This is a genomic window from Salipiger sp. IMCC34102, assembly GCF_004145405.1.
Taxonomy (GTDB): Bacteria; Pseudomonadota; Alphaproteobacteria; order Rhodobacterales; family Rhodobacteraceae; genus Loktanella.
The window spans coordinates 316,161-337,393 of sequence record NZ_SELQ01000004.1 but is presented as its reverse complement, the minus strand read 5'-3'; the positions used below and the strand labels follow the sequence as shown (position 1 = coordinate 337,393).

18 protein-coding genes and 1 pseudogene are annotated in these 21,233 nt (G+C 68.2%); 6 read left to right on the top strand and 13 right to left on the bottom strand.

The window, feature by feature from the left end:
• The first annotated feature begins 61 nt into the window (after positions 1–61).
• Positions 62–550 carry a DUF2244 domain-containing protein gene (locus tag EU805_RS11200; RefSeq protein ID WP_129764061.1) on the top strand — a complete coding sequence of 163 codons (489 nt, stop codon included), beginning with the start codon at positions 62–64 and terminating at the stop codon, positions 548–550.
• 245 nt (positions 551–795) lie between these two features.
• Here EU805_RS11200 and EU805_RS11195 read toward each other — a convergent pair whose 3' ends face one another.
• Positions 796–1,260, bottom strand: coding sequence for a GatB/YqeY domain-containing protein (locus EU805_RS11195; protein ID WP_129764060.1), 465 nt, complete (start codon positions 1,258–1,260; stop codon positions 796–798).
• Between the two features lie 145 nt (positions 1,261–1,405).
• Between EU805_RS11195 and carA the strand changes: the two genes are divergently transcribed.
• Complete coding sequence (carA, locus tag EU805_RS11190) at positions 1,406–2,557, top strand: glutamine-hydrolyzing carbamoyl-phosphate synthase small subunit (protein ID WP_129764059.1); 1,152 nt, start codon at positions 1,406–1,408, stop codon at positions 2,555–2,557.
• A 201-nt stretch (positions 2,558–2,758) separates the two neighbouring features.
• Positions 2,759–4,540: a glycosyltransferase family 2 protein gene (locus tag EU805_RS11185; protein ID WP_165351932.1), complete on the top strand. Its 1,782-nt coding sequence runs from the start codon at positions 2,759–2,761 to the stop codon at positions 4,538–4,540.
• On the opposite strand, the gene EU805_RS11180 is transcribed toward EU805_RS11185, so the two are convergent.
• On the bottom strand, positions 4,503–5,147 hold the full coding sequence (locus EU805_RS11180) for a GntR family transcriptional regulator (RefSeq protein ID WP_129764057.1): 645 nt from the start codon (positions 5,145–5,147) through the stop codon (positions 4,503–4,505). The two genes, EU805_RS11185 and EU805_RS11180, sit on opposite strands and share 38 nt — an antisense overlap.
• A 99-nt stretch (positions 5,148–5,246) precedes the next feature.
• On the opposite strand from EU805_RS11180, the gene EU805_RS11175 reads away from it, so the two are divergent.
• Positions 5,247–6,428: an FAD-dependent monooxygenase gene (locus tag EU805_RS11175; protein WP_129764056.1), complete on the top strand. Its 1,182-nt coding sequence runs from the start codon at positions 5,247–5,249 to the stop codon at positions 6,426–6,428.
• On the opposite strand, the gene EU805_RS11170 is transcribed toward EU805_RS11175, so the two are convergent.
• From EU805_RS11170 to EU805_RS11160, 3 genes are read right to left on the bottom strand one after another with little or no spacing between them, the layout of a single operon-like run.
• On the bottom strand, positions 6,425–7,561 hold the full coding sequence (locus EU805_RS11170; RefSeq protein WP_129764055.1) for an aminotransferase class V-fold PLP-dependent enzyme: 1,137 nt from the start codon (positions 7,559–7,561) through the stop codon (positions 6,425–6,427). The two genes, EU805_RS11175 and EU805_RS11170, sit on opposite strands and share 4 nt — an antisense overlap.
• A gap of 51 nt (positions 7,562–7,612) precedes the next feature.
• Positions 7,613–8,068: an Lrp/AsnC family transcriptional regulator gene (locus EU805_RS11165; protein WP_129764054.1), complete on the bottom strand. Its 456-nt coding sequence runs from the start codon at positions 8,066–8,068 to the stop codon at positions 7,613–7,615.
• On the bottom strand, positions 8,065–8,520 hold the full coding sequence (locus EU805_RS11160) for an Lrp/AsnC family transcriptional regulator (RefSeq protein WP_129764053.1): 456 nt from the start codon (positions 8,518–8,520) through the stop codon (positions 8,065–8,067). The genes EU805_RS11165 and EU805_RS11160 overlap by 4 nt, the downstream gene beginning before the upstream one ends.
• A 99-nt stretch (positions 8,521–8,619) precedes the next feature.
• Here EU805_RS11160 and ilvC point away from each other — a divergent pair.
• Positions 8,620–9,675 (top strand): annotated as a pseudogene (ilvC, locus tag EU805_RS11155) (ketol-acid reductoisomerase); the annotation flags it as partial.
• Between the two features lie 270 nt (positions 9,676–9,945).
• On the top strand, positions 9,946–10,860 hold the full coding sequence (locus EU805_RS11150; protein WP_129764051.1) for a DMT family transporter: 915 nt from the start codon (positions 9,946–9,948) through the stop codon (positions 10,858–10,860).
• A 53-nt stretch (positions 10,861–10,913) separates the two neighbouring features.
• Here EU805_RS11150 and glmM read toward each other — a convergent pair whose 3' ends face one another.
• The 8 genes from glmM to EU805_RS11110 form a co-directional block, all read right to left on the bottom strand.
• Positions 10,914–12,260, bottom strand: coding sequence for a phosphoglucosamine mutase (gene glmM, locus EU805_RS11145; RefSeq protein WP_129764050.1), 1,347 nt, complete (start codon positions 12,258–12,260; stop codon positions 10,914–10,916).
• Positions 12,257–13,048 carry a dihydropteroate synthase gene (gene folP, locus EU805_RS11140; protein WP_129764098.1) on the bottom strand — a complete coding sequence of 264 codons (792 nt, stop codon included), beginning with the start codon at positions 13,046–13,048 and terminating at the stop codon, positions 12,257–12,259. The genes glmM and folP overlap by 4 nt, the downstream gene beginning before the upstream one ends.
• A gap of 35 nt (positions 13,049–13,083) precedes the next feature.
• Positions 13,084–13,977 carry a dihydroneopterin aldolase gene (locus EU805_RS11135; RefSeq protein WP_129764049.1) on the bottom strand — a complete coding sequence of 298 codons (894 nt, stop codon included), beginning with the start codon at positions 13,975–13,977 and terminating at the stop codon, positions 13,084–13,086.
• A gap of 66 nt (positions 13,978–14,043) precedes the next feature.
• Positions 14,044–14,715: a cell wall hydrolase gene (locus EU805_RS11130; protein ID WP_129764048.1), complete on the bottom strand. Its 672-nt coding sequence runs from the start codon at positions 14,713–14,715 to the stop codon at positions 14,044–14,046.
• Between the two features lie 137 nt (positions 14,716–14,852).
• Positions 14,853–17,423 carry a putative PEP-binding protein gene (locus EU805_RS11125; RefSeq protein ID WP_242494130.1) on the bottom strand — a complete coding sequence of 857 codons (2,571 nt, stop codon included), beginning with the start codon at positions 17,421–17,423 and terminating at the stop codon, positions 14,853–14,855.
• Between the two features lie 78 nt (positions 17,424–17,501).
• Positions 17,502–19,649, bottom strand: a complete 2,148-nt coding sequence (gene glyS / locus EU805_RS11120) for a glycine--tRNA ligase subunit beta (RefSeq protein ID WP_129764047.1) — start codon at positions 19,647–19,649, stop codon at positions 17,502–17,504.
• Positions 19,649–20,173: a DUF6446 family protein gene (locus EU805_RS11115; RefSeq protein ID WP_129764046.1), complete on the bottom strand. Its 525-nt coding sequence runs from the start codon at positions 20,171–20,173 to the stop codon at positions 19,649–19,651. The genes glyS and EU805_RS11115 overlap by 1 nt, the downstream gene beginning before the upstream one ends.
• Positions 20,173–21,096 carry a glycine--tRNA ligase subunit alpha gene (locus EU805_RS11110; protein WP_129764045.1) on the bottom strand — a complete coding sequence of 308 codons (924 nt, stop codon included), beginning with the start codon at positions 21,094–21,096 and terminating at the stop codon, positions 20,173–20,175. Before EU805_RS11110 ends, EU805_RS11115 begins: the two co-directional genes overlap by 1 nt.
• Positions 21,097–21,233: the final 137 nt, after the last annotated feature.

The window sequence follows — 21,233 nt, the reverse complement described above, 5'->3', positions numbered from 1 at the left end:
GCGGCACTGCGCGACCAAAGCTCGCATTGGTCGAGCGCGCAAGCCGTCCTAGAACCAGCCCATGCCTTACGAATGGTCTTCCCCCCCGCCACATGAGACCCTGGACTGGAGCCTGTCGCTCTGGCCCTACCGGTCACTGTTGCGTCGCGACTTCGTGCTCTTCATGGGGGCCACCGCCGCGATCATCGCGCTGCCGCTGCTGGTGGTGCTGGGCAGCGCGGTCCTGTGGGGCTTGCTGCCCTTCTTCGCGATCGCCTTCGCGGGTCTCTGGGCCGCCTTCAACGCCACCTACCGAAGCGGGGAAACCCTCGAGGAACTGGTCGTGACCGAGACGACGGCGCAGCTCACGCGCCACAACCCCAAGGGCGCCGCCCAGCACTGGGAGGCGAACCGCCACTGGGTCAGCGTCCACCTGCACCCGACGGGGGGCCCGGTCAGCAACTACATCACCCTGCGTGGCGGCGCGCGCGAGGTCGAACTCGGCGCGTTTCTCGACAACGCCGAGCGGCTTGCCCTCTATGACGAACTCAAGCGCGCACTCAAACCCTGAGCACCATGCGCGGCGCTTGGCCGAGCCGACCAAACGGTTTCCGCCCCGCCGCACCTTCCGATTCAGGCGCGCGTCCCGTCATCTCTGTTCTAAAAATATCCGCCCCGCCGGCGAGGCGTCCCGAGCCCGCAACCCTCGCACCGCCCGGTGGCGATGCGCTGCCGCACCAATATGGCCAAGGGGGAGTCCGCAGGACGGGGGCAAGGCCCCCGAAGGGGGTGGGTGGGCGGGCCCACCCCCCCCACTCAGGCCAGGCGCGCCTTGACCAGCGGTCCAACCCGGCCGAAATCCATCTGGCCCGTGTACTTGGCCTTCAGCGCGCCCATGACGCGCCCCATGTCGCGGATGCCGGTCGCGCCGGTCTCGGCGATGGCGGCATCGATGGCGGCCTTGGTCTCGTCCTCGTCAAGCTGACGCGGCAGGAAGCCCTCGATCACCTCGACCTCCGCACGTTCCTTCTCGGCCAGCTCCAGCCGCCCGCCTTCCTCGTAGGCGCGCGCGCTTTCCTGGCGTTGCTTGACCATCCGGCCCAGGATGCCCAGCACCTCGTCGTCGCTGACCTGCGCGCCGTCCTCGGCGCCGGTGCCGCGCAGGGCGATGTCGCGGTCCTTGATCGCGGCGTTGATCAGCCGAAGCGTGGACAGCCGGTCCGCGTCCTTCGACTTCATCGCCTCTTTCATCGCGGTGGAAAGCCTCTGCCGCACGTCCATCTGCCACTCCGGGTCATTTGCAAAACCCGCAGACCCTACCCTTGCGCGGGTCCAAGGACAAGCGCCCGCACGGCCTTGACCCTACGCGAGGCGCCCATTACCTGACCTCAAGTTTGCCGACCGCCAGCCCGAAGGGACGCGTGCCATGACCGATACTCCGACCGCCTGCCTTGCCCTCGCCGACGGCACCGTCTTCTACGGGCGCGGCTTCGGAGCGGTCGGCCAGACCACGGCGGAGTTGTGCTTCAACACGGCCATGACCGGCTACCAGGAAATCATGACCGACCCGTCCTACGCGGGGCAGGTCATCACCTTCACCTTCCCGCACGTCGGCAACACCGGTGCCACCGACGAGGACGACGAGACGCTCGATCCCGTGGCCGCCGGCATGATCGTCAAGTGGGACCCGACGGAACCGTCGAACTGGCGCAGCACCGATACGCTGGACGGCTGGCTGCGCAAGCGCGGCCGCATCGGCATGGGCGGCGTAGACACCCGCCGGCTCACCCGCGCGATCCGCCAGCAAGGCGCGCCGCACGTGGCGCTGGCCCACGATCCCGACGGCAACTTCGACGTCGAGGCGCTGGTCGCCGCCGCCCGCGCCTTCGCGGGCCTGACCGGACGCGACCTCGCCAAGGATGTCACCTGCGCGCAAAGCTACCGCTGGGACGAGATGCGCTGGGCCTGGCCCCAAGGCTACGCCCGCCAGACGGAACCCCGGCACAAGGTCGTCGCCGTCGACTACGGCGCCAAGCGCAACATCCTGCGCTGCCTCGCCTCCGCGGGCTGCGACGTGACCGTCCTGCCCGCCACCGCCACCGCAGAGGAGATCCTCGCCCTCGATCCCGACGGCGTCTTCCTGTCGAACGGCCCCGGCGATCCCGCGGCGACCGGCGCCTACGCCGTGCCCGCCATCAAGGGCGTGCTGGACCGGCAGGACATCCCCGTCTTCGGCATCTGCCTCGGCCACCAGATCCTCGCGCTGGCGCTGGGCGCGCAGACGGTCAAGATGAACCACGGCCACCACGGCGCCAATCACCCGGTCAAGGACACCCGCTCCGGCAAGGTCGAGATCACCTCGATGAACCACGGATTCACGGTCGACGCGCAATCCCTGCCCGACGGGGTCGAGCAGACCCACGTCAGCCTTTTCGATGGATCGAACTGCGGCATCCGCCTGGCCGACCGGCCCGTCTTCTCGGTGCAATACCACCCCGAGGCAAGCCCCGGCCCGATGGACAGCTATTACCTGTTCGAGGAATTCGCCGCCGCGATGGACGACCGCAAGGCCGGCTGACGGGTCAGGCGCCGGCCCGCGCTGGTCAGCTCCGGCCCGATTCAGAACTTGTTAACCTTCCTCGGCCAAAGGTGGCCGGGTATCATGGTTATTCACGCGTTCCCACCTTCGGACCATAGGTCCCGCGATCGTCGCGCCGTGGACGATTCCCTGGGCCAACAGTTGTCTCGTCAAGGCAGCCTCGCCGCTTATCAGGCCCGCGTGGCAGGGACCGTCACCCGGTCCCGCGACCTTACCCTGCGGGAGGTCTACGCCCATCATTTCGGCCTGTCCGTCCGGTCGATCCTGCAGGCCGATCGGGACTTGCTCGATTCGCAGCTCGTCGATCCGTTGAAGGCCCCGGCAGAGGCTTGGCTGGCGCGCAAGCTGGGACCGCAGGTATGCCTGCGCGCCCGGATCCTGCCGTGGCGAAGGATCGGGGGCGTCACGATCGTCCTTGCCCCCGACGCCGCGACCTTCGAACGACATCGCGCGGCACTTGCGCAGACCTTCGGCCCGGTCCGGCTTGCGCTTTCGGCCACCGACCAGATCACGGGGGCCCTGGCGCGGGATCACGGTCCCGCATTGGCCCGTGCCGCCGAATGCCGCCTGCCCGCAGCCGACAGCAGCCGGGACTGGTCGGCCGCCACGGCGACCCGCTTGGGGCTTGCCCTGCTGGCGCTGATGGGGGGCCTGTTCACCCTCTTTCCGGCGGCCACCTTCACCGTCCTTTGCATGGCGGCCGTCCTGATTCTGGTCCTGAACGCCGCCCTCAAGGCCGCCGCCGTGATCGCCATGGCCGCCCGCGGCCGGACGGCACCGCCCGACCCGGTCGATCTGCCCGACCGGCTGCCCGTCATCACCCTGCTCGTGCCGCTCTACCGCGAACGGGAGATCGCCACGGAGCTTCTGTCCCGGCTGGAGCGATTGAACTATCCCCGCGCCTGCCTGGATGTCTGCCTCGTTCTCGAAGACAACGATTCCACCACGCGGGAGGCGCTGACCCGCACGCGGCTGATGTCCTGGATCCGGGCGATCACGGTGCCCGAGGGGACCTTGCGGACCAAGCCCCGCGCGCTGAACTACGCGCTCGATTTCGCGCGCGGCAGCATCGTGGGGGTCTACGACGCGGAGGACGCGCCCGATCCGGATCAATTGCGGGTGGTGGCCGCCCGGTTCGCCCGCGCCGCACCGGAGGTGGCCTGCCTGCAAGGTATTCTCGATTACTACAACAGCACCGCGAACTGGCTGACCCGCTGCTTCACCATCGAATACGCCGGCTGGTTCCGCGTGATCCTGCCCGGTATCGCCCGCCTGGGCTTTGTGGTGCCGCTGGGCGGGACGACGCTGTTTCTGCGCCGCGACGTGCTCGAGAAGATCGGCGCCTGGGACGCGCATAACGTGACCGAGGACGCGGACCTGGGCATCCGTCTCGCCCGGCGCGGCTACCGGACCGAATTCATTCCCACCGTCACCCTCGAAGAAGCGAACGGCAGCTACCTGCCCTGGATCAAGCAACGCTCGCGCTGGCTGAAAGGCTACGCGATCACATACGCCGTCCACATGCGCAGGCCGCTTCGGTTGTGGCGCGACCTCGGACCGTTGCGATTCGCAGGCGTTCAGCTGGTCTTCCTCGGCACGCTCGCGCAATTCACGCTCGCGCCGCTGCTGTGGTCGTTCTGGCTGATCCTGCTGGGGCTGCCGCATCCGATGGCCGGGATCCTGACACCCGCCCTGACGCTGACGCTCACAACCTTTTTCGTGGCCAGCGAGGGGATCAACTTTCTCGTGGCCGCCCTGGGCTTGCGCCGCGCCGGCAAGCTGCGGCTCTTGCCCTGGGCCGTGACGTTGCAGGCCTATTTTCCGCTCGGCTCCTTCGCGGTCTACAAGGGCCTGCTGGAACTGGGGTGGAAACCCTTCTGGTGGGACAAGACCGCGCACGGCATCCTGCGCCCCACGCGCCCGGCTACTCCACCCGGGCGGCGTCCAGCGTCAGGCGGGTGACGTAGGCCCGGCTGAGATGCGCGCGCAGGGCCGCATCCGCAGCACCGCCGTCGCCGCCCGCGATGGCGGCCACGATGGCCTCGTGTTCGTCGAGCGTATCCGGACCCCGGCCCTGCGCCTCGATCGAACTCCGCGCGAGAAGCGCCATCGAGCGGTAGACGAGGTCCAGCTGCCGCACCAGGAACCGGTTGTGAGAGGCCAGGTGGATCTGCTTGTGAAACCGCCGGTTCGCCCGGGCAAGAGCGTGGGCATCGTCGACCAGGGCGCGATCCTCCACCAGCATCCGCTGCAACACCTGAACCTCTTCGGGGGTCGCGTGACGCGCAGCCAGCCGCGCGGCCAGGCCTTCAAGCTCGGCCCGCACCGTGTAAAGCTCCGCCACCTCGTTGTGGTCGAGCGAGGCCACGATCAGCGACCGCCCGTCCCGGGTCAGCAGGCTCTGCGTCTCGAGCCGCTGAAGCGCCTCGCGCACGGGGGTGCGGCTGACGCCGAAGCGCTCGGCCAGTTCGGATTCCACCAACCGGTCGCCGGGGCGATAGACATGCCCGTCGATCGCGTCGAGGATCAGCGCATAGGCATCCTTTGGCGTCTCGGCACGGTCGGTCATGGCAGGCTCCTTCGCGCCGGACCCTAACCGCGCGCCCCGCGCCGGTCCATCGTGTCGCAGTACCTTTTCCCCGTGCCACTGGCACCCTATGTCTGCCCCATGACGCAGACCGATATCCTCATTTCCGGCGGGGGGGCCGCGGGACTGACCGCCGCCGCCGCCTTCGGCACGCTGGGGTTCGACGTGACCCTCGTGGACCCCGCGCCGCCAGTCACGGACGCGAAGGCCCCCGGCGCCGATCTGCGCACCACCGCCTTCCTCGCCCCTTCCGTCGAGGTCCTGCGCCGCGCCGGCGCCTGGGAGGCGCTGGCGCCGCATGCCACGCTCCTGTCCGTCATGCGGATCGTCGACGCGGGCCGGACGCCCCCCGTCAGCCGCGATTTTGCCAGCGCCGATATCACCGATGGCCCGTTCGGATACAATCTGCCCAACTGGCTCCTGCGCCGCGAACTCGTCGCCCGGCTCGAGGCCCTGCCAAACGTTTCGTTCCGCCCCGGCACGGGCTTTGCGTCCATGGTGGCCCGCTTGGATGCCGCCCTCGTGCGCTTGACCGACGGCAGCAACATCAAGGCCCGGCTTGTCGTCGGCGCCGACGGGCGCGCCTCTCCCGTGCGCGCCGCTGCGGGCATCGACACGACCACCACCCGTTACGGCCAGCGCGCCGTGGTCTTCGCCGTCACCCACGAGGCCCCGCACAACGGCGTCTCCACCGAGGTGCATCGCACCGGCGGACCCTTCACGCTCGTGCCTCTGCCAGATCACGACGGCAGGCCCTGTTCCTCGGTGGTATGGATGGACGACGGGCCCGCCATCGCGCGGCTGGACCAGCTCGACGATGCCGCCTTCGAGGCTGCCGCCAACGATCGCTCCACCGGGGTCATGGGACCCCTCACGGTGGTCGGTCCCCGCGCCACCTGGCCCATCGTCAGCCAGCGCGCCCTTGCGCTGACCGCACGCCGCACCGCCCTGATTGCCGAGGCTGTCCACGTCATGCCGCCCATCGGCGCGCAGGGGCTGAACACGTCGCTGAAGGATCTTTCGACCCTGCTGGACCTGGCCGAAACGCACCGGGACCGGCTTGGCGAGGACCCGATGCTCGACGCCTACGCAAGCGCCCGCCACGGCGACCTGGCCTTGCGGACGAAGGGCATCGACCTTCTCAATCGCAGCTCCATCGCCGCGACCCCGCTGCTGCAGGATCTGCGCGGCCTGGGGCTGCGCGCGATCCACGACATCACGCCGCTGCGCCGCCGGTTGATGCACCTCGGCTCTGGGATCTAGCCCAGCACGCGGTCCAGCACCGGGGCGAGGCGCGTCATCGTCGCATCCACGTCGTAAAGCTTGTCCAGACCGAACAAGCCCAGCCGGAATGTCATGAAGCCATCCGGCTCACCGACCTGCAGCGGCACGCCCGCCGCGATCTGCATGCCTTCGGCCGCGAAGGCCTTGCCCGATTTCACGTCCTGCTCTGCGGTGTAGCTCACGACGACACCGGGGGCCTGGAACCCGTCCGCCGCGACGGAGCGCACGCCCAATCCGTCCAGATGTGCGCGCACGCGGCCGCCAAGGTCCCACTGCGCCTCGCGCGCGCGGGCAAGCCCGAAATCGCGCGTCTCGACCATCGCGTCGCGGAACTCGACCAGCCCGTCGGTGGGCATCGTGGCGTGATAGGCATGGCCCCCCTCCTCGTAGGCCACCATGATCTGCCGCCATTTCCTAAGGTCGTTGGCGAAGCTGTTCGAGGTCGTGGCCTCCAGCCGGTCGGAGGCACGCTGCGACAGCATCACGAGCCCCGCGCAGGGCGTCGAGGACCACCCCTTCTGCGGGGCGGAGATCAGCACGTCCACGCCGGTCGCCTCCATGTCGACCCAGATGCAGCCCGAGGCGATGCAATCCAGCACGAAGATCGCACCTGCGTCATGCGCCGCCGCCGCGACCGCGCGCAGGTAGTCATCCGGCAGGATCATCCCCGCGCTTGTCTCCACGTGCGGGGCGAAGACCACATCGGGGCGGGCCTCGCGGATCGCGGCGCAGACCTCGTCCACCGGGACCGGCGCGAAGGGGGCCGGTCCTTCGTTGCCGGTCTGCTGCGCCATCTTCACCGTCGTCTGGCCCGCGAAACCGCCGGCCTCGAAGATCTGGCTCCACCGGTAGGAGAACCACCCGTTGCGGATGATGAAGCAATGCGCATCGCGCCCGAACTGCCGTGCGACGGCCTCCATCGCGTAGGTCCCGCCCCCGGGCACCAGTGCGACTGCATGGGCCGCGTAGGTGTCACGCAGCATGGCCGAGATGTCGCGCATGACCCCCTGGAATTTCTCGCTCATCGAGTTGAGGGACCGTTCGGTGAACACCACCGAGAATTCCATCAGCCCGTCGGGATCGACCGGGGATTTCGTCGTGTCGTCTGCCATCGCACTCTCCTGGGTTTGCGCCACGCTAAGCCCCGCCCGCGGTCTGCGCAATCAGATCGGCCCGGGCCTGCGCTCTTCGCTGAGCAGGACGTTCGCCTCCACGTCCCCGACCCCGGGCAGCGCCATGATCCGCCGCCGCAGCACGCGCTCGAAATCGGCCAAATCCCGTGCGACGACCCGCAGCCTGTAGTCGTAAAGCCCCAGCACATGCGCGACCGTCTGCACCTCCGGAATGGCGCTGACGGCGCGCTCGAAGTCTTCCAGGCTGACCCGGCCCTTGGTCGCCAGCTTGATGCCGAGGAACACCGTCACGCCGAACCCCACCGCATCCGCGTCCAGTTCCAGCCGCCGCCCCGCCAGGACCCCGGCTTCGCGCAGCCGCTTGATCCGCCGCCAGGTGGCGGGCTGGCTCAGGCCCAACTCCCGCCCCAGCGCCGCGGCAGGCCGCGCCGCGTCGGCCACCAGCGCGCGCAGGAGGGCGCGGTCCAGATCGTCCAGCGCGATCACAGCGGCAGCCCCCGTTCGTCGCGGACCGAGGCCACGTCCATCAGCGCCTCGATATCCGCGATATGCGGCAAGGACAGGATCCGCGCGCGGTAGACCTGCTGGTAATGCGCAAGATCGCGCGCCACGAGGCTCAGCCGCACGTCGACGCGGCCCAGGAACGTCTGGATTTCCAGCACCTCCGGCACCTCGCGCGCGGCGGCAAGGAAGGCGTCGAACCCGCCAGAAACCGTCTTGTCCAGCGTGATCCGCAAAGAGACTGCCAGCGGAAAGCCCAGCGCGGCCCAGTCGATCACCGCCGATTGACCCTTGATGACGCCATCCCGCGTCAAACGTTCGATCCGGCGCGCCACCTGCGCGCCCGACAGGCCCGTCATCTCGGCCAGTTCCGCCCCCGACAGGGACGGATCGGCCTGCAGGCGCCGCAGAATGGCCCTGTCGTGATCCTCAAGCATGAAATCCTCGCAAATATATTATTTCGCGCATGATCCCACGATCATCTGGCAAAATAAACTCGATCCTGCACTCGCGCGTCGCGCCAACTTCCCTATGGTGCACGCCATCAGACATCCCGAAAGGACAGACCCATGCGCGTTTACTACGACCGCGACTGCGACGTGAACCTCATCAAGGACAAGAAGGTCGCCATCCTCGGCTACGGCAGCCAGGGCCACGCCCACGCACTGAACCTGCGCGATTCCGGTGCCAAGAACCTCGTCGTCGCCCTGCGCGAAGGCTCGCCCAGCCGCGCCAAGGCCGAAGGCGAAGGCCTTCAGGTCATGGGGATCGAGGAAGCCGCCGCCTGGTGCGACCTGATCATGTTCACCATGCCCGACGAGCTGCAGGCCCAGGTCTACCGCGACCACGTGCACGACCACCTCAAGGACGGTGCCGCGATCGCCTTCGCGCACGGGCTGAACGTGCACTTCGGCCTGATCGAACCCAAGCCCGGCGTCGACGTCATCATGATGGCGCCCAAGGGCCCCGGCCACACGGTGCGCGGCGAATACACCAAGGGCGGCGGCGTGCCCTGCCTCGTGGCCGTCCACCAGGACGCCTCCGGCAAGGCGATGGAGATCGGGCTCAGCTATTGCTCGGCCATCGGCGGCGGGCGCTCCGGCATCATCGAGACGAACTTCCGCCAGGAATGCGAGACCGACCTCTTCGGCGAGCAGGCGGTGCTTTGCGGCGGCCTTGTGGAGCTCATCCGCATGGGCTTCGAGACGCTGGTCGAGGCCGGCTACGAGCCCGAAATGGCCTATTTCGAGTGCCTGCACGAGGTGAAGCTGATCGTGGACCTGATCTACGAGGGCGGCATCGCCAACATGAACTATTCGATCTCGAACACCGCCGAATACGGCGAATACGTCTCGGGCCCGCGGATCCTGCCCTACGACGAGACCAAGAAGCGCATGAAGGAGGTCCTCACGGACATCCAGTCCGGCCGGTTCGTTCGCGATTTCATGCAGGAGAACGCCGTCGGCCAGCCGATGTTCAAGGCGACCCGCCGCCTCACTGACGAGCACCAGATCGAACAGGTCGGCGAAAAGCTGCGCGGCATGATGCCCTGGATCAGCGAAGGCCGAATGGTCGACAAGTCCAAGAACTAAGTCGCGACGGGCCGGCGCGCGCAGCCGGCCCTTCGCTCGGTCCGGACCGTCAGGCGGATCCGGACCATGCGACCTCATCGCACGGGGCCGGAGCCGACCTTGGCCCCGGCCCCTTTTCAGTTGATCGACGCGGTCCATTGCCTTCCCGACCGGTTTCTGGCTGATGGACCCGAACCCGGTCCAGACAGCCGTGCACGCGTGAAGGCCGGGTCATTCACGATGTTGACCCGTTCCAGTGACGACCGAAGGTCCTGACACCCGATGCAGCCGATGGACAGACGCACCGCCCCCTCCGCACCGACCGCGACGAACTGGGCCAGCATCGGCTTGCTCGGCGTGATCTGGGGCGGCACCTTCATGGTCGTCGCGGTGGCGCTCCGGGGCTACGGGCCGCTCACCGTCTCGGCTGCACGGGTGACGCTGGGGGCCGCGGCCCTGCTGGGTCTCGCGGTGCTGCTGCGCCGTCCTTTCCCGGTGATGACGCGCCGTATGGCGAAGTACCTCGTCATCATCGGCGTCCTGAACACCGCCCTGCCCTTCACGCTGCTGTCCTGGGGGCAGCAATACGTGCCATCCGCCTTCGCGGGCATCTCGATGGCGGCCCTGCCGCTCTTCGTCCTGCCGCTGGCGCATGTCTTCTCGGACGAGCCGCTGTCGCTGCGCCGTCTCCTGGGCGTCACCTTGGGCTTTGCCGGGGCGGTCGTCCTGGTCGGCCCCGGCATCCTGGCGATCGGCGAGGGGATGGAGCCTCTGGGCCAGATCGCCTGCGTCGCCGCCGCGATCTCCTACGCCGTCGCCTCGATCATGACCCGCCGGGCGCCGCCCATCGATTCCATCGTCTTCGCGGCCCTGACGCTGGTGGTCGGCACGGCGTTCCTGCTGCCCGGCATGTTGATCGTCGAAGGGGTGCCGCGCTTCACGGCCACTCTTCCGGGTTTTGCGATCATAGGGCTCGGGCTGCTCCCCACCGCCCTGGCCGCGCTTCTGCGGGTCATGGTGATCCGCAGCGCGGGGTCGGTCTTCATGACGCTGGTGAACTACCAGGTCCCGCTCTGGGCGATGCTTCTCGGCGCGGTGCTGCTGGACGAGGATCTGCCGCTCCGCTTCTTCGTGGCCCTTGCGATGATCCTCGCGGGGCTCGCGGTCAGCCAGTGGAACAGCCTGAAGCGCCTGCTCTTGCGCTAGGGGCGAACCCAAGGGCGGCCCGACACCGTCACCCGGTCAGACGGGCCGCCGCATCACGCGGTGGCTTCGACCTCCGCCACGATGCCGTCGACGACGCGCGCCAGCAGGTCGGGATCCTCGGTTTCGGCCATCACCCGCACCAGCGGCTCGGTGCCGGACTTGCGGATCAGCAGGCGGCCCTTGCCCGACAGGTCCGCCTCGGCCGCGGCGATGGCCGATTTGACCGCCGGTTCCGAGAGCGGATCGGTTCCGGCCGCATAGCGCACGTTCTTGAGCATCTGCGGCACGGTCTCGAAACTGCGGGTGAGCGTGCTGGCCGATTGCCCCGTCTCGACCATCGTCGCAAGGAACTGCAAGCCCGCCAGAAGCCCGTCGCCGGTGGTGGCGTAATCGGTCATCACGATATGGCCCGATTGCTCGCCGCCCAGGTTGTGACCGCCCGCACGCATCGCCTCGACCACGTGGCGGTCGCCGACGGCGGTCCGCTCCAGCCTCAGGCCCTTGCCTTCCAGGAACCGCTCCAGCCCGAGGTTGCTCATCACCGTGGCGACCAGCGTGTTGTTGGCCAGCCGACCGGCCCTGGCCCAGCGCGCGGCGAAAAGCGCCATGATCTGGTCGCCATCCGCGACCGTTCCCGTCTCGTCCAGGATCATCACCCGGTCCGCGTCGCCGTCGAGGCAGATGCCCACGTCCGCGCCATGTTTGAGCACCGTCCGCGCCGCAAGATCCGTGGCGGTGGACCCGCAGCCGTCGTTGATGTTGGTGCCGTCCGGGGCAGTGCCGATCGGGATCACCTCGGCGCCCAGTTCCCACAGGACCTCGGGCGCGACGCGGTGGGCGGCCCCGTGAGCGCAATCGATCACGACCTTCAACCCATCCAGCCGCATGCCTTGCGGAAAGGTCGCCTTCAGACGCTCGGCGTAGCGGAAGCGGCCTTCGTCGACACGCTTGGCGCGCCCGATATTGGCAGCCTTCGCGGGTTCCACCCCGGCGTGCACGAGAGCCGTGATCTCTGCTTCGGCGGCGTCCGACAGCTTGAAGCCGTCGGGGCCGAAGAACTTGATCCCGTTGTCGTGGTGCGGGTTGTGGCTGGCCGAGATCATGATCCCCAGATCGGCCCGCATCGAAGTCGTAAGCAACCCGACCGCGGGCGTCGGCACCGGGCCGAGGAGCAGGACGTTCATGCCCGTGCTGGTCAGACCTGCGGTCAGCGCATTCTCGAACATGTAGCCCGACAGGCGCGTGTCCTTGCCGATCACCACCCGGTGGCCGTTGTTGCCGTCGTTACGGAAATAGCGACCGGCCGCGGCGCCGATGCGCAGCGCCATGTCGGCGGTCATCGGCCACAGGTTCGCCGTGCCGCGCACGCCGTCGGTGCCGAACAGGGGTTTGTCGCTCATGCCGTCTCTCCTTCGATGGCGCACCACATGGCCAGCGCCTCCTTCGTTTCGCGCACATCATGGACCCGCAGGATCCGCGCGCCAAGGCGGGCGCCGTGCAGCGCCACCGCAAGCGACCCCGCCAGCCGGTCCGCCGCGACCTCGACCCCCGTGATCGTGCCGATGAACCGCTTGCGCGAGGCCCCCAGCAGGATCGGCAGGCCCAAATCGCCAAAGCGGGCAAGCTCGCGCAGCAGTGCCAAATTGTGCTCTTGCGTCTTGCCGAAGCCGATGCCGGGATCGACCACGATCCGATCGCGCGCGATCCCCGCCGCCTCGGCCCGCGCGATCGCCGCGCGCAGATGCGCCAGCACTTCGGTCGTCACGTCGGCGTAGGCCGGCGCGTTCTGCATCGTCTCGGGGTCGCCCTTGGAATGCATCAGGCAAACCGGGCAACCAGCCTCGGCCACCACGGCGGCCATGTCGGCGTCGAACCGCAGCGCCGTCACGTCGTTGACCATGTCGGCCCCCGCCTCCAGCGCCGCCCGCGCCACGGCCGCCTTGCGCGTGTCGATCGAGATGGGCGCCGTCACCCCTGCCGCGCGCAACGCGCGGATGACCGGTGCCGTGCGCGAAATTTCCTCGTCCACCGGCACCAGGACCGCCCCGGGGCGCGTACTCTCGCCGCCGATGTCCAGGATGTCGGCCCCTTCGGCCACCATGGCCTGCCCGCGCGCCATCGCCGCGGCCACCCCGTCCAGCCGGCCCCCGTCCGAGAAGCTGTCCGGCGTCACGTTGAGGATCCCCATGATCCGCGGTCGGTCGAGGGTCAGCCCGCAGAGCGTCACGCCGGCACCTCGCGCACGGCGATCTTCGTCGCCGGGGCCGGCGCGCCCACCACGACCAGTTCCACCGCCTGCATCTGGGCCGCGAACCAGGCGGCCAGCGCCACCGCGTCGCGCGGGTCCGGGCCGGGCGCCTCCGCCGCGTCCAGCACGAGCTTCATCGGGGCCCAGACGCAGGTCTGCCCGTTGCGCATCGACCAGTCGAGTTCGGTCCGGCTGCCGATCACCGTCACCCGCTTCTCGCGCGCGGACAGCGCCCAGGCGTTCTGTTCGATCCCCAACAGGTCGATCCGGCGCTGCGCCTGTGGGTCCGCGGCCTGCGGGACGCCGCCCTCTGGCAGGCCTACGCACAGCAGCACCGGCGCGCCGCGCGCAAGCTCCGCATCCAGAAGCGGGGCCACGCCCTCCAGCGCGGCGTTGCCCAGGAAGATCACCCGCGGGCGTGGCGCATCCGATTGGGCCGCAGAGGGCGCGGTGTCGCGGGAGCGGACGATCTCGACGCCCAGCGCGAAGGGCCCCCGGTCCAGCTTCTCGATCCGCACGAAGACCCGGGCGGCCTGCGGCTCGCCCAGGATCCGGTCCGCCACGCGGGCAGCCAGCGTTTCGAGAAGGTTGATGCGGTCGGTCCCGATCTCGGCCTGGATCGCCTCGGTCACGCGGTCGTAGGACAGAATGCTGTCCACGTCGTCGTCCGACACCTGCCCGCCGGTCGGGTGGACTTCCACCACCACGTTGAACCGCAGCCGCTGCAGGTGGCCGCGTTCCTGGTGGAAGGCGCCGATCTCGACCTCGACGATGTAATCGCGCAGGGATATCCGGTCGAAGGGGCGATCGCTGCTGGCCGAGGCCCGTTCGGAGGGATGCGCGAAGGCCAACCTGATCTCGTCGCTCATGGATGGCCCTCCCCGCGTTCGCTCATGCCCCCGATACCCAGACCGAGGCGCGCGGGCAAGCGGTCGTCAGTTCGACGCGCTGCGGGTCGACTGCTTGTAGAAGTGATGCGACCCGATGGTGGCCATGCGCGGGAAACGCTGCGCCCAGGACGGGCTGACGGCCTTGGTGTGATAATGGGTCGAGCCTTGCGTCAGCGTGCGGGGCGACCCTTCGACCAGAAGCTGCGCCACCTTGCCGACCCGCGCATAGGCCGCACGGTTGCCGATCGCGTCCGAATGGCCGTCGCAGGTCCAGGTGAACTGGCAGGCATACTTACGCCCGGTTCCCTGATGGACGACACCGCAGACGCTGTTGGGGTAGCTGCCCGAATCGACGCGGTTCATGATGACCTCGCCCACGGCGAAGATGCCCTGCAGGGCCTCGCCGCGCGCCTCGTGATAGAGCGCCTGCGCCAGGCATTCCCACTCGGACCCGCCGCGCGGCGCGGACATCGTGGAAATGAAGGCCTCGGTCATCATGTCGTCGCCCTCGCCCACCGAAACGGGGTTGGTGCGGGCCGAGGCAGGAAGGGCCGTCAACGTCGACAGACGCGAGTCGGGAACAATATCGAGCGCCTGACGTTCCTGTCCCAGAAGCGCGCCCAGGCGGGCGGCCAATACACCGTCGGCAGAAGCCGGAAGGGCGAAGGTCGCTGCGGCTGCGAAGGCGGTCACGAGGCTAAGAAGTCGACGCGTCATTGATCTCTCCTGCAAGGGGCGCGAAGGCGCTGGACGAGCGGGTGCCTACGACACGCTTACCTGCCCGTAAACCAACGCCGACATCACAGGTCGCATTTCGGCATATTTTTGCTTCGAGGAAAAAATTCCGTATCGGATCAGCGACTTATGACCGGCGCCTTTGGTCGCGGTTCACCGCGGGCCCGGTCGTCGAGCGTCAGTTGCGCCGCCGTCAGACGCGCCACGGGCACCCGGAACGGCGAGCAGGAGACGTAATCGATTCCCTGCGCGCGACAGAACGCGATGGCGGCACGCGTGCCGCCGTGCTCTCCGCAGATCGACAGCGTGATGTCGGGCTGCGTCGCACGACCCCGGGCCGCACCGATGGACAAAAGCTCTCCCACCCCGTCGAGGTCGAGGGTATGGAACGGATCCTCCGGGTAGACGCCCTGCTGGACGTAGGACGACATGAAGCGCCCGGCATCGTCACGGCTGAGCCCGTAGGTCATCTGCGTCAGATCGTTCGTCCCGAAGGACAGGAAATCCGCCACCTCGGCGATGTCCCCGGCCCGCAGCGCGGCGCGCGGGGTCTCGACCATGACACCAAGCTCGAAGTCGAAGTCGCAGCCCGTCCGCGTGCGCACCTCCGAGGCGATGCGCTCCACGCCGATGCGGATCAGTTCGACCTCGCGCTTGGCGCTGATCAGCGGGATCATGATCTCCGGCCGGATCTTCCGTCCCTCCTGCGCGCATTGCGCCACCGCCTCGAAGATCGCGCGGATCTGCATCTCGTAGATCTCGGGCACCGCGATCCCCTGCCGCACGCCGCGCATCCCCAGCATCGGATTGTATTCGCTCAAGGATTGCATCCGGTCGATGACGGTCGACAAGGGCAGCGCCAGCTGCTCGGCCAGGTCGCGCTGGCCGGGCCGGTCGAAGGGCAGGAATTCGTGCAACGGCATGTCGAACAGCCGGATCATCACGGGGCGCCCCGCCATGATCGCGAACAGCGCCGCGAAATCGGCCCGTTGGATGGGCAGCAGGCGATCCAGCACGGCGCGCCGGTCGTCCGCCGTCTCGGCGAAGATCATCTCGCGCATGACGCCGATCCGGTCGTCGTCGAAGAACATGTGCTCCGTCCGGCACAGACCGATGCCTTCCGCCTCGAAGTTGCGCGCGGTCTGCGCGTCGTTCGGCGTATCGGCATTGGCCCGCACGCCGATGTCGCGCGCGTCGTCCGCCCAGGCCAGCAGCGTGCGGAACGAATCGTCCAGCGCCGCCTCCAGCATCGGGGGTGCACCGGCCAGCACCGTGCCGGTGGTACCGTCGACCGTGATCGTGTCACCCACCTGGAACCTGCGCCCGCCCGGGGCCGTGATCGTGCCCGTCTTGCGGTCGATCGCAAGATCGGAGGCGCCCACCACGCAAGGCACGCCAAGGCCCCGCCCGATGACCGCGGCATGGCTGGTGACCCCCCCGCGCATGGTCAGAACCGCCTGTGCCGCATGCATGCCGCGGATATCCTCGGGCGAGGTTTCGCGGCGCACCAGCACGCAAGGCTCGCCCCGCGCGGCGCTGGCCTGCGCTTCGCCGGCGGTCAGCACGATCCGTCCCGTCGCCGCCCCCGGAGAGGCGGGTATCCCGCGCACGATCAGATCGCGCGGGGCCGCCGGGTCGATCTGGCGGTGCAGCAGTTCCGACAGGCTGGAGGGCGGCACCCGCATCACCGCCTCGTCGTGCGGGATGATCCCGTCGTTCGCAAGATCCACCGCCACCCGCACCAGCGCCCGGCTGGACCGCGGCACCCGCACCGCGTCGAGGATATGCAGCTGGCTGTCCTCCACGGTGAACTCGATCTGCATCTCCTCGCGCAGACGCCTGCGGCTGATCTCTCCGAAGGCTTGCAACCGCGAGAAGACCTCCGGTGCGAGGTCTTCCAGCGCGCGCCCCCGTGCATCCTGGGTCAGGTAGATCGCCCCTTCCTGCGTCAGCGCCTCCCGGCCCTGGCTTTGCGCGCTGTAGCGCCCCGTGACCTGCGCAAGACCGGTGGCGGGGTCGATGAACTGGATGACGCCGCTGCCGCTGATCCCGGGCCCCACGCCCAGCGCCAGCTCCTGCACCACGAGGCCCAGACCCGCATCCGCAGGCGCCCCCTTGGCCTCGCGCAGCAGCCGCGCCGTGGTGCCGTCCCAGGCCCGCGCCATGGAGCGCAGGACCTCGGCCAGTTGCACGCGCACGTCTTGCGGAAAGGGTTCCTCGGCCTCCGTCTCGTAGGTCCGCAGCGCCGCGGCCAGCGCGTCGGTGCGGCTGAGGTTGGGGAAATCGAACACCTCGGGGTCCAGTCGCGCGACATGGACCGCGTATCTTTGCACGAACCGAAGGTAGAGGTAGGTCGCCGCCTCCTCCCCCACCCGGGCGCAGAGCTTGGGAAAGCAGGCGTCGTTCATGCCGATGTTCAGGATCGCCCCCGGGCCGCCCCAGTCCGGATCCTGGCTGGAGGGGCGCACCGACAACAGCGGGCAATCGCCGAAGGGTGCGAGGATCGCGTCGAGGTCCGGCAACTTGCCCTTGGCGCAGTCCAGCACCGCGTCGAAGGAGAGCGCCACGGTCGTCGGCACCGGCATGTCCAGCCGGATCAGCCGCTGCAGGCACTTCGCCCGGCCGCCGTAGACCTCCGCCGTCATCGCGGCGGTCGGCGTGATCAGCGTCACCGGGTCGAACTGGGTCATTTGCTGCACTGCGGCATCCTCCGTCCCCGCACCATATGGGGTCGGTGGATCGCCTGTAAACCTTGCCGTCGGGTTGACCTAACCGTCGAGCCGCGTCAGATCCGCCACCGACAGGCAGATCGTGCGGATCCGGCTCAGCAGGTTCAGCCGGTTGCGCCGCACCACGGTGCTCTCGGCATTGACCTGGACGTCCGTGAAGAACCGGTCGATCGGCCCGCGCAATTCGGCCATGGCGGTCATCGCGGTGCCGAAGTCCTGCTCTGCCATCGCCGGGTCGATCTCCGCCTGCGCCGCGTCCAGCGCGTCGAACAGCGCCACCTCGGCCCCCTCTTCCGCGAACTTGCGATCCGCCCCGAAGGAATACTCGACCCCGTCCTTCTCCTCGGCCTGCGTGAGAATGTTATTCGCCCGCTTGAACCCCTGGATGAGGTTCTCACCATCGTCCGTCTCCAACGTCGCTTGCAAGGCCTTCGCCCGCCGTACGAGAAGCGCCAGATCGTCGTTCCCCGGCATGGCGATGCACGCGTCGATCACGTCGTGCCGGATGCCCTGATCCCGGAGATAGACCTTGAGGCGGTCGTGGAAGAACGTCAGCAGACTTTCGGCTCGGACTGAGAAAACTTGTTTCTCGACGTCTCCGCTAGTGAGTTCGGTAACTTTCGGCTCTTCCTCGAACCAATTTCCACGACCCTCATTTAGCAGCCACCAAAATGAAGAATGAAAATATTCATTCAATGAGAGCTTCAGATCATTCTCCAGCACCAACCGAATGACCCCCAACGCCGCACGCCGCAGCGCGAAGGGGTCCTTCGACCCGGTCGGCTTCTCGTCGATCGCCCAGAACCCGGTCAGCGTGTCCAGCTTGTCCGCCAGCGCCACGGTCACCGAGACCGGCGAGGTGGGCACCGCATCCGACGGCCCGAGCGGCTGGTAATGCTCTTGCGCTGCGGCGGCGACGGCATCTGACTTGCCCGCCTCGGCGGCGTAATAGCGCCCCATAAGCCCCTGCAATTCGGGGAATTCATAGACCATTTCCGAGGACAGATCCGCCTTCGCCAACCGCGCGGCCTCTTCCGCCTCAATCGCATCGGCCCCCGTGACCGGGGCCAGCTCGCGCGCCAGCGCCGCGATCCGCTCGATGCGATCCCGCTGCGACCCCAGCTTGTTGTGGAACGTCACCTCCGAAAGGCTCTCCAGCCACGGCCCCATCCCTTCGCGGGCCACGCGCAGGTCGTTGTCCCAGAAGAACTTCGCATCCGCCAAGCGCGCCGACAGCACCTTCTGGTTGCCCCCCAGGATCGTCGCCCCGTCGTCCGCCGTCTCGATATTGGCGACCGTGACGAACCGCTCGATCCGCCCGGTCTTGGGATTGCGGACCGAGAAGAACTTCTGGTGCTCCTTCATGGAGGTCTGCAGCACCTCCGGCGGCAGGTCGAGGAACTGGTTGTCGATCCGGCCCAGCAGCACGACGGGCCATTCCACCAGACCCGCGACCTCGGCCAGAAGCCCCCGGTCCTCGACCACCTCGAGGCCCAGCGCGAAGGCCTGGTTGGTGGCCTCGTTCCAGATCATGTCGGCCCGCTCCTCGGCGCGCAGCATCACCTTCGCGCGCTTCAGCTTCGCCTCGTAATCCTCGAAGGAGTTTACCGAAAAAGCGTCCGGCGCCATGAAGCGATGGCCGCGCGTCTCGCGGCCCGCCGCGATCCCGTCGACCTCCAGCGGCACGGTGCGCGCGCCTTCCTCGTCGGTCAGCAGGCAAAGGATCGAATGCAGCGGCCGCACCCAGCGCAAGGACCCCGCGCCCCAGCGCATCGACTTGGGCCAGGGGAAGTTGCGGATGGTCGCCTCCAGCACCTCGGCCACGATCTCTTCCGCGGTGCGCCCGGGGCGCTCGATCACCGCGAAATAGACCTGGCCCTTCTTGTCGTCGCGCACCTCCAATGCCGAGACCTCGACCCCCGCGCCCCGCGCGAAGCCTTCGACCGCCTTGTCGGGCGCGCCCACCTTCGGGCCTTTGCGTTCCTCGCGCACGGCGCGGCTTTCGGCGGTCAGATCCTCCACCGACAGCGCCAGCCGTCGCGGCGTCGAGAAGGCTGCGGCGGAGGCATAGGTCAGCCCTGCCTCCACCAGCCCGTCGGTCACGCGCTTCTTGAGGTCCGCACAGGCCTGCGCCTGCATCCGGGCCGGAATCTCTTCCGAGAACAGTTCGATCAGCAAATCGGGCATCAGCGCAGGCTTTCGGGTGGGGGCGGGCAGGTGTCAGGGGCGGGATTGCCGTCGAAGACGACCTCTCCGCAGTCGTTGATCTGGTGCCAGGCGTAGGCGCGTCCGTCGTCGTAGACCGCGACGATCCGGTCGATGCCGTATTCGACGTTCTTCTGGCCGAGGAACCCGATCGCCGTCCCGTTTTCGAGGTCCGCGCCGATCCGGGCCGCGTCGAAGCAGTCGAACCAGCCCGGTCCCACACGCGGCTCCGCCTCGTCGGCGATCTCATAGGTTTCGGTCATCATCGCCAGGCTCACCGGCATCTCGTAGCAGGCGCGGTAGCGCAGCGGGCTGCTGTCCGCGTCGATGCCCATGAAGTTCTCGAAGGCCAGCGGCTCCGCCTCTCCGGACACGACCGAGACGAATTGCACATCCGCAAGCTCCGCCGGGACCTCTTCGTAGTAGGCGTAGGTCTGCAGGTAGTAGAGGCCGATGCCTGCGATCAATGCGAGTAGCAAGGTGGCTCCTATCAGGATGCGGATCATCATGCGGGGCTGTGGCCCCCGGCGGCGGTGCGCAAAAAGGCATCCGCGCAGGCCTTGGACAGGGCGCGCACCCGGCCGATGTAGGCCTGCCGCTCGGTGACAGAGATCACGCCCCGCGCGTCGAGCAGGTTGAACAGGTGGCTGGCCTTGATCGCCTGGTCGTAGGCGGGATGGGCCATCACGATATGCCGGTCCGTCTTGGGGTCGGTGTCGACCTGGTCGAGGATTCGGGCGCATTCCGCTTCCGCGTCCTTGAAGTGCTGCAGAAGCGTGTCGGTATCGGCCACGTCGAAGTTCCAGCGCGCGTATTCCTGCTCGGTCTGGCGGAAGACGTCGCCGTAGGTCAGCGCAATGGGTGCATCCGGATCGTTGAAGGGCATGTCCATGACGTGATCGACGCCCAGGACGTACATCGCCAGACGCTCCAGCCCGTATGTCAGCTCGCCGCTGACGGGGCGGCAGTCATGGCCGCCGACCTGCTGGAAGTAGGTGAACTGGCTGACCTCCATGCCATCGCACCAGACCTCCCAGCCCAGGCCCCAGGCGCCCAGCGTGGGGCTTTCCCAGTCGTCCTCGACGAAGCGGATGTCGTGGAGCGCCGCGTCGATCCCGATCGCGCGCAAGGAGCCGAGGTAGAGCTCCTGCAGGTCGGGCGGGCTGGGTTTGATGATGACCTGGTACTGGTAGTAATGCTGCAGCCGGTTCGGGTTCTCGCCGTAGCGCCCGTCGGTGGGCCGGCGCGATGGCTGGACGTAGGCCGCGGCCCAGGGGTTCGGGCCCAGCGCACGCAAGGTCGTGGCCGGATGGAAGGTGCCCGCGCCCACTTCCATGTCGTAGGGCTGCATCATCGCGCAGCCCTGCTCGGCCCAATAGCCCTGAAGCGCCAGGATGATCTGCTGGAAACTGCGCGGTTTGCCTGTCATGGGACCCTCTGGATTTCGCCCGTCAGGCAATAGGCGGCTGCGCGCACAGGGTCAATCGGGTCACAACCCGTGTCCTTTGGCCCGATCACACGCCGATTTGTGCTGCACGGGCGAAGCGAACTGCTAGACCCCTTGAA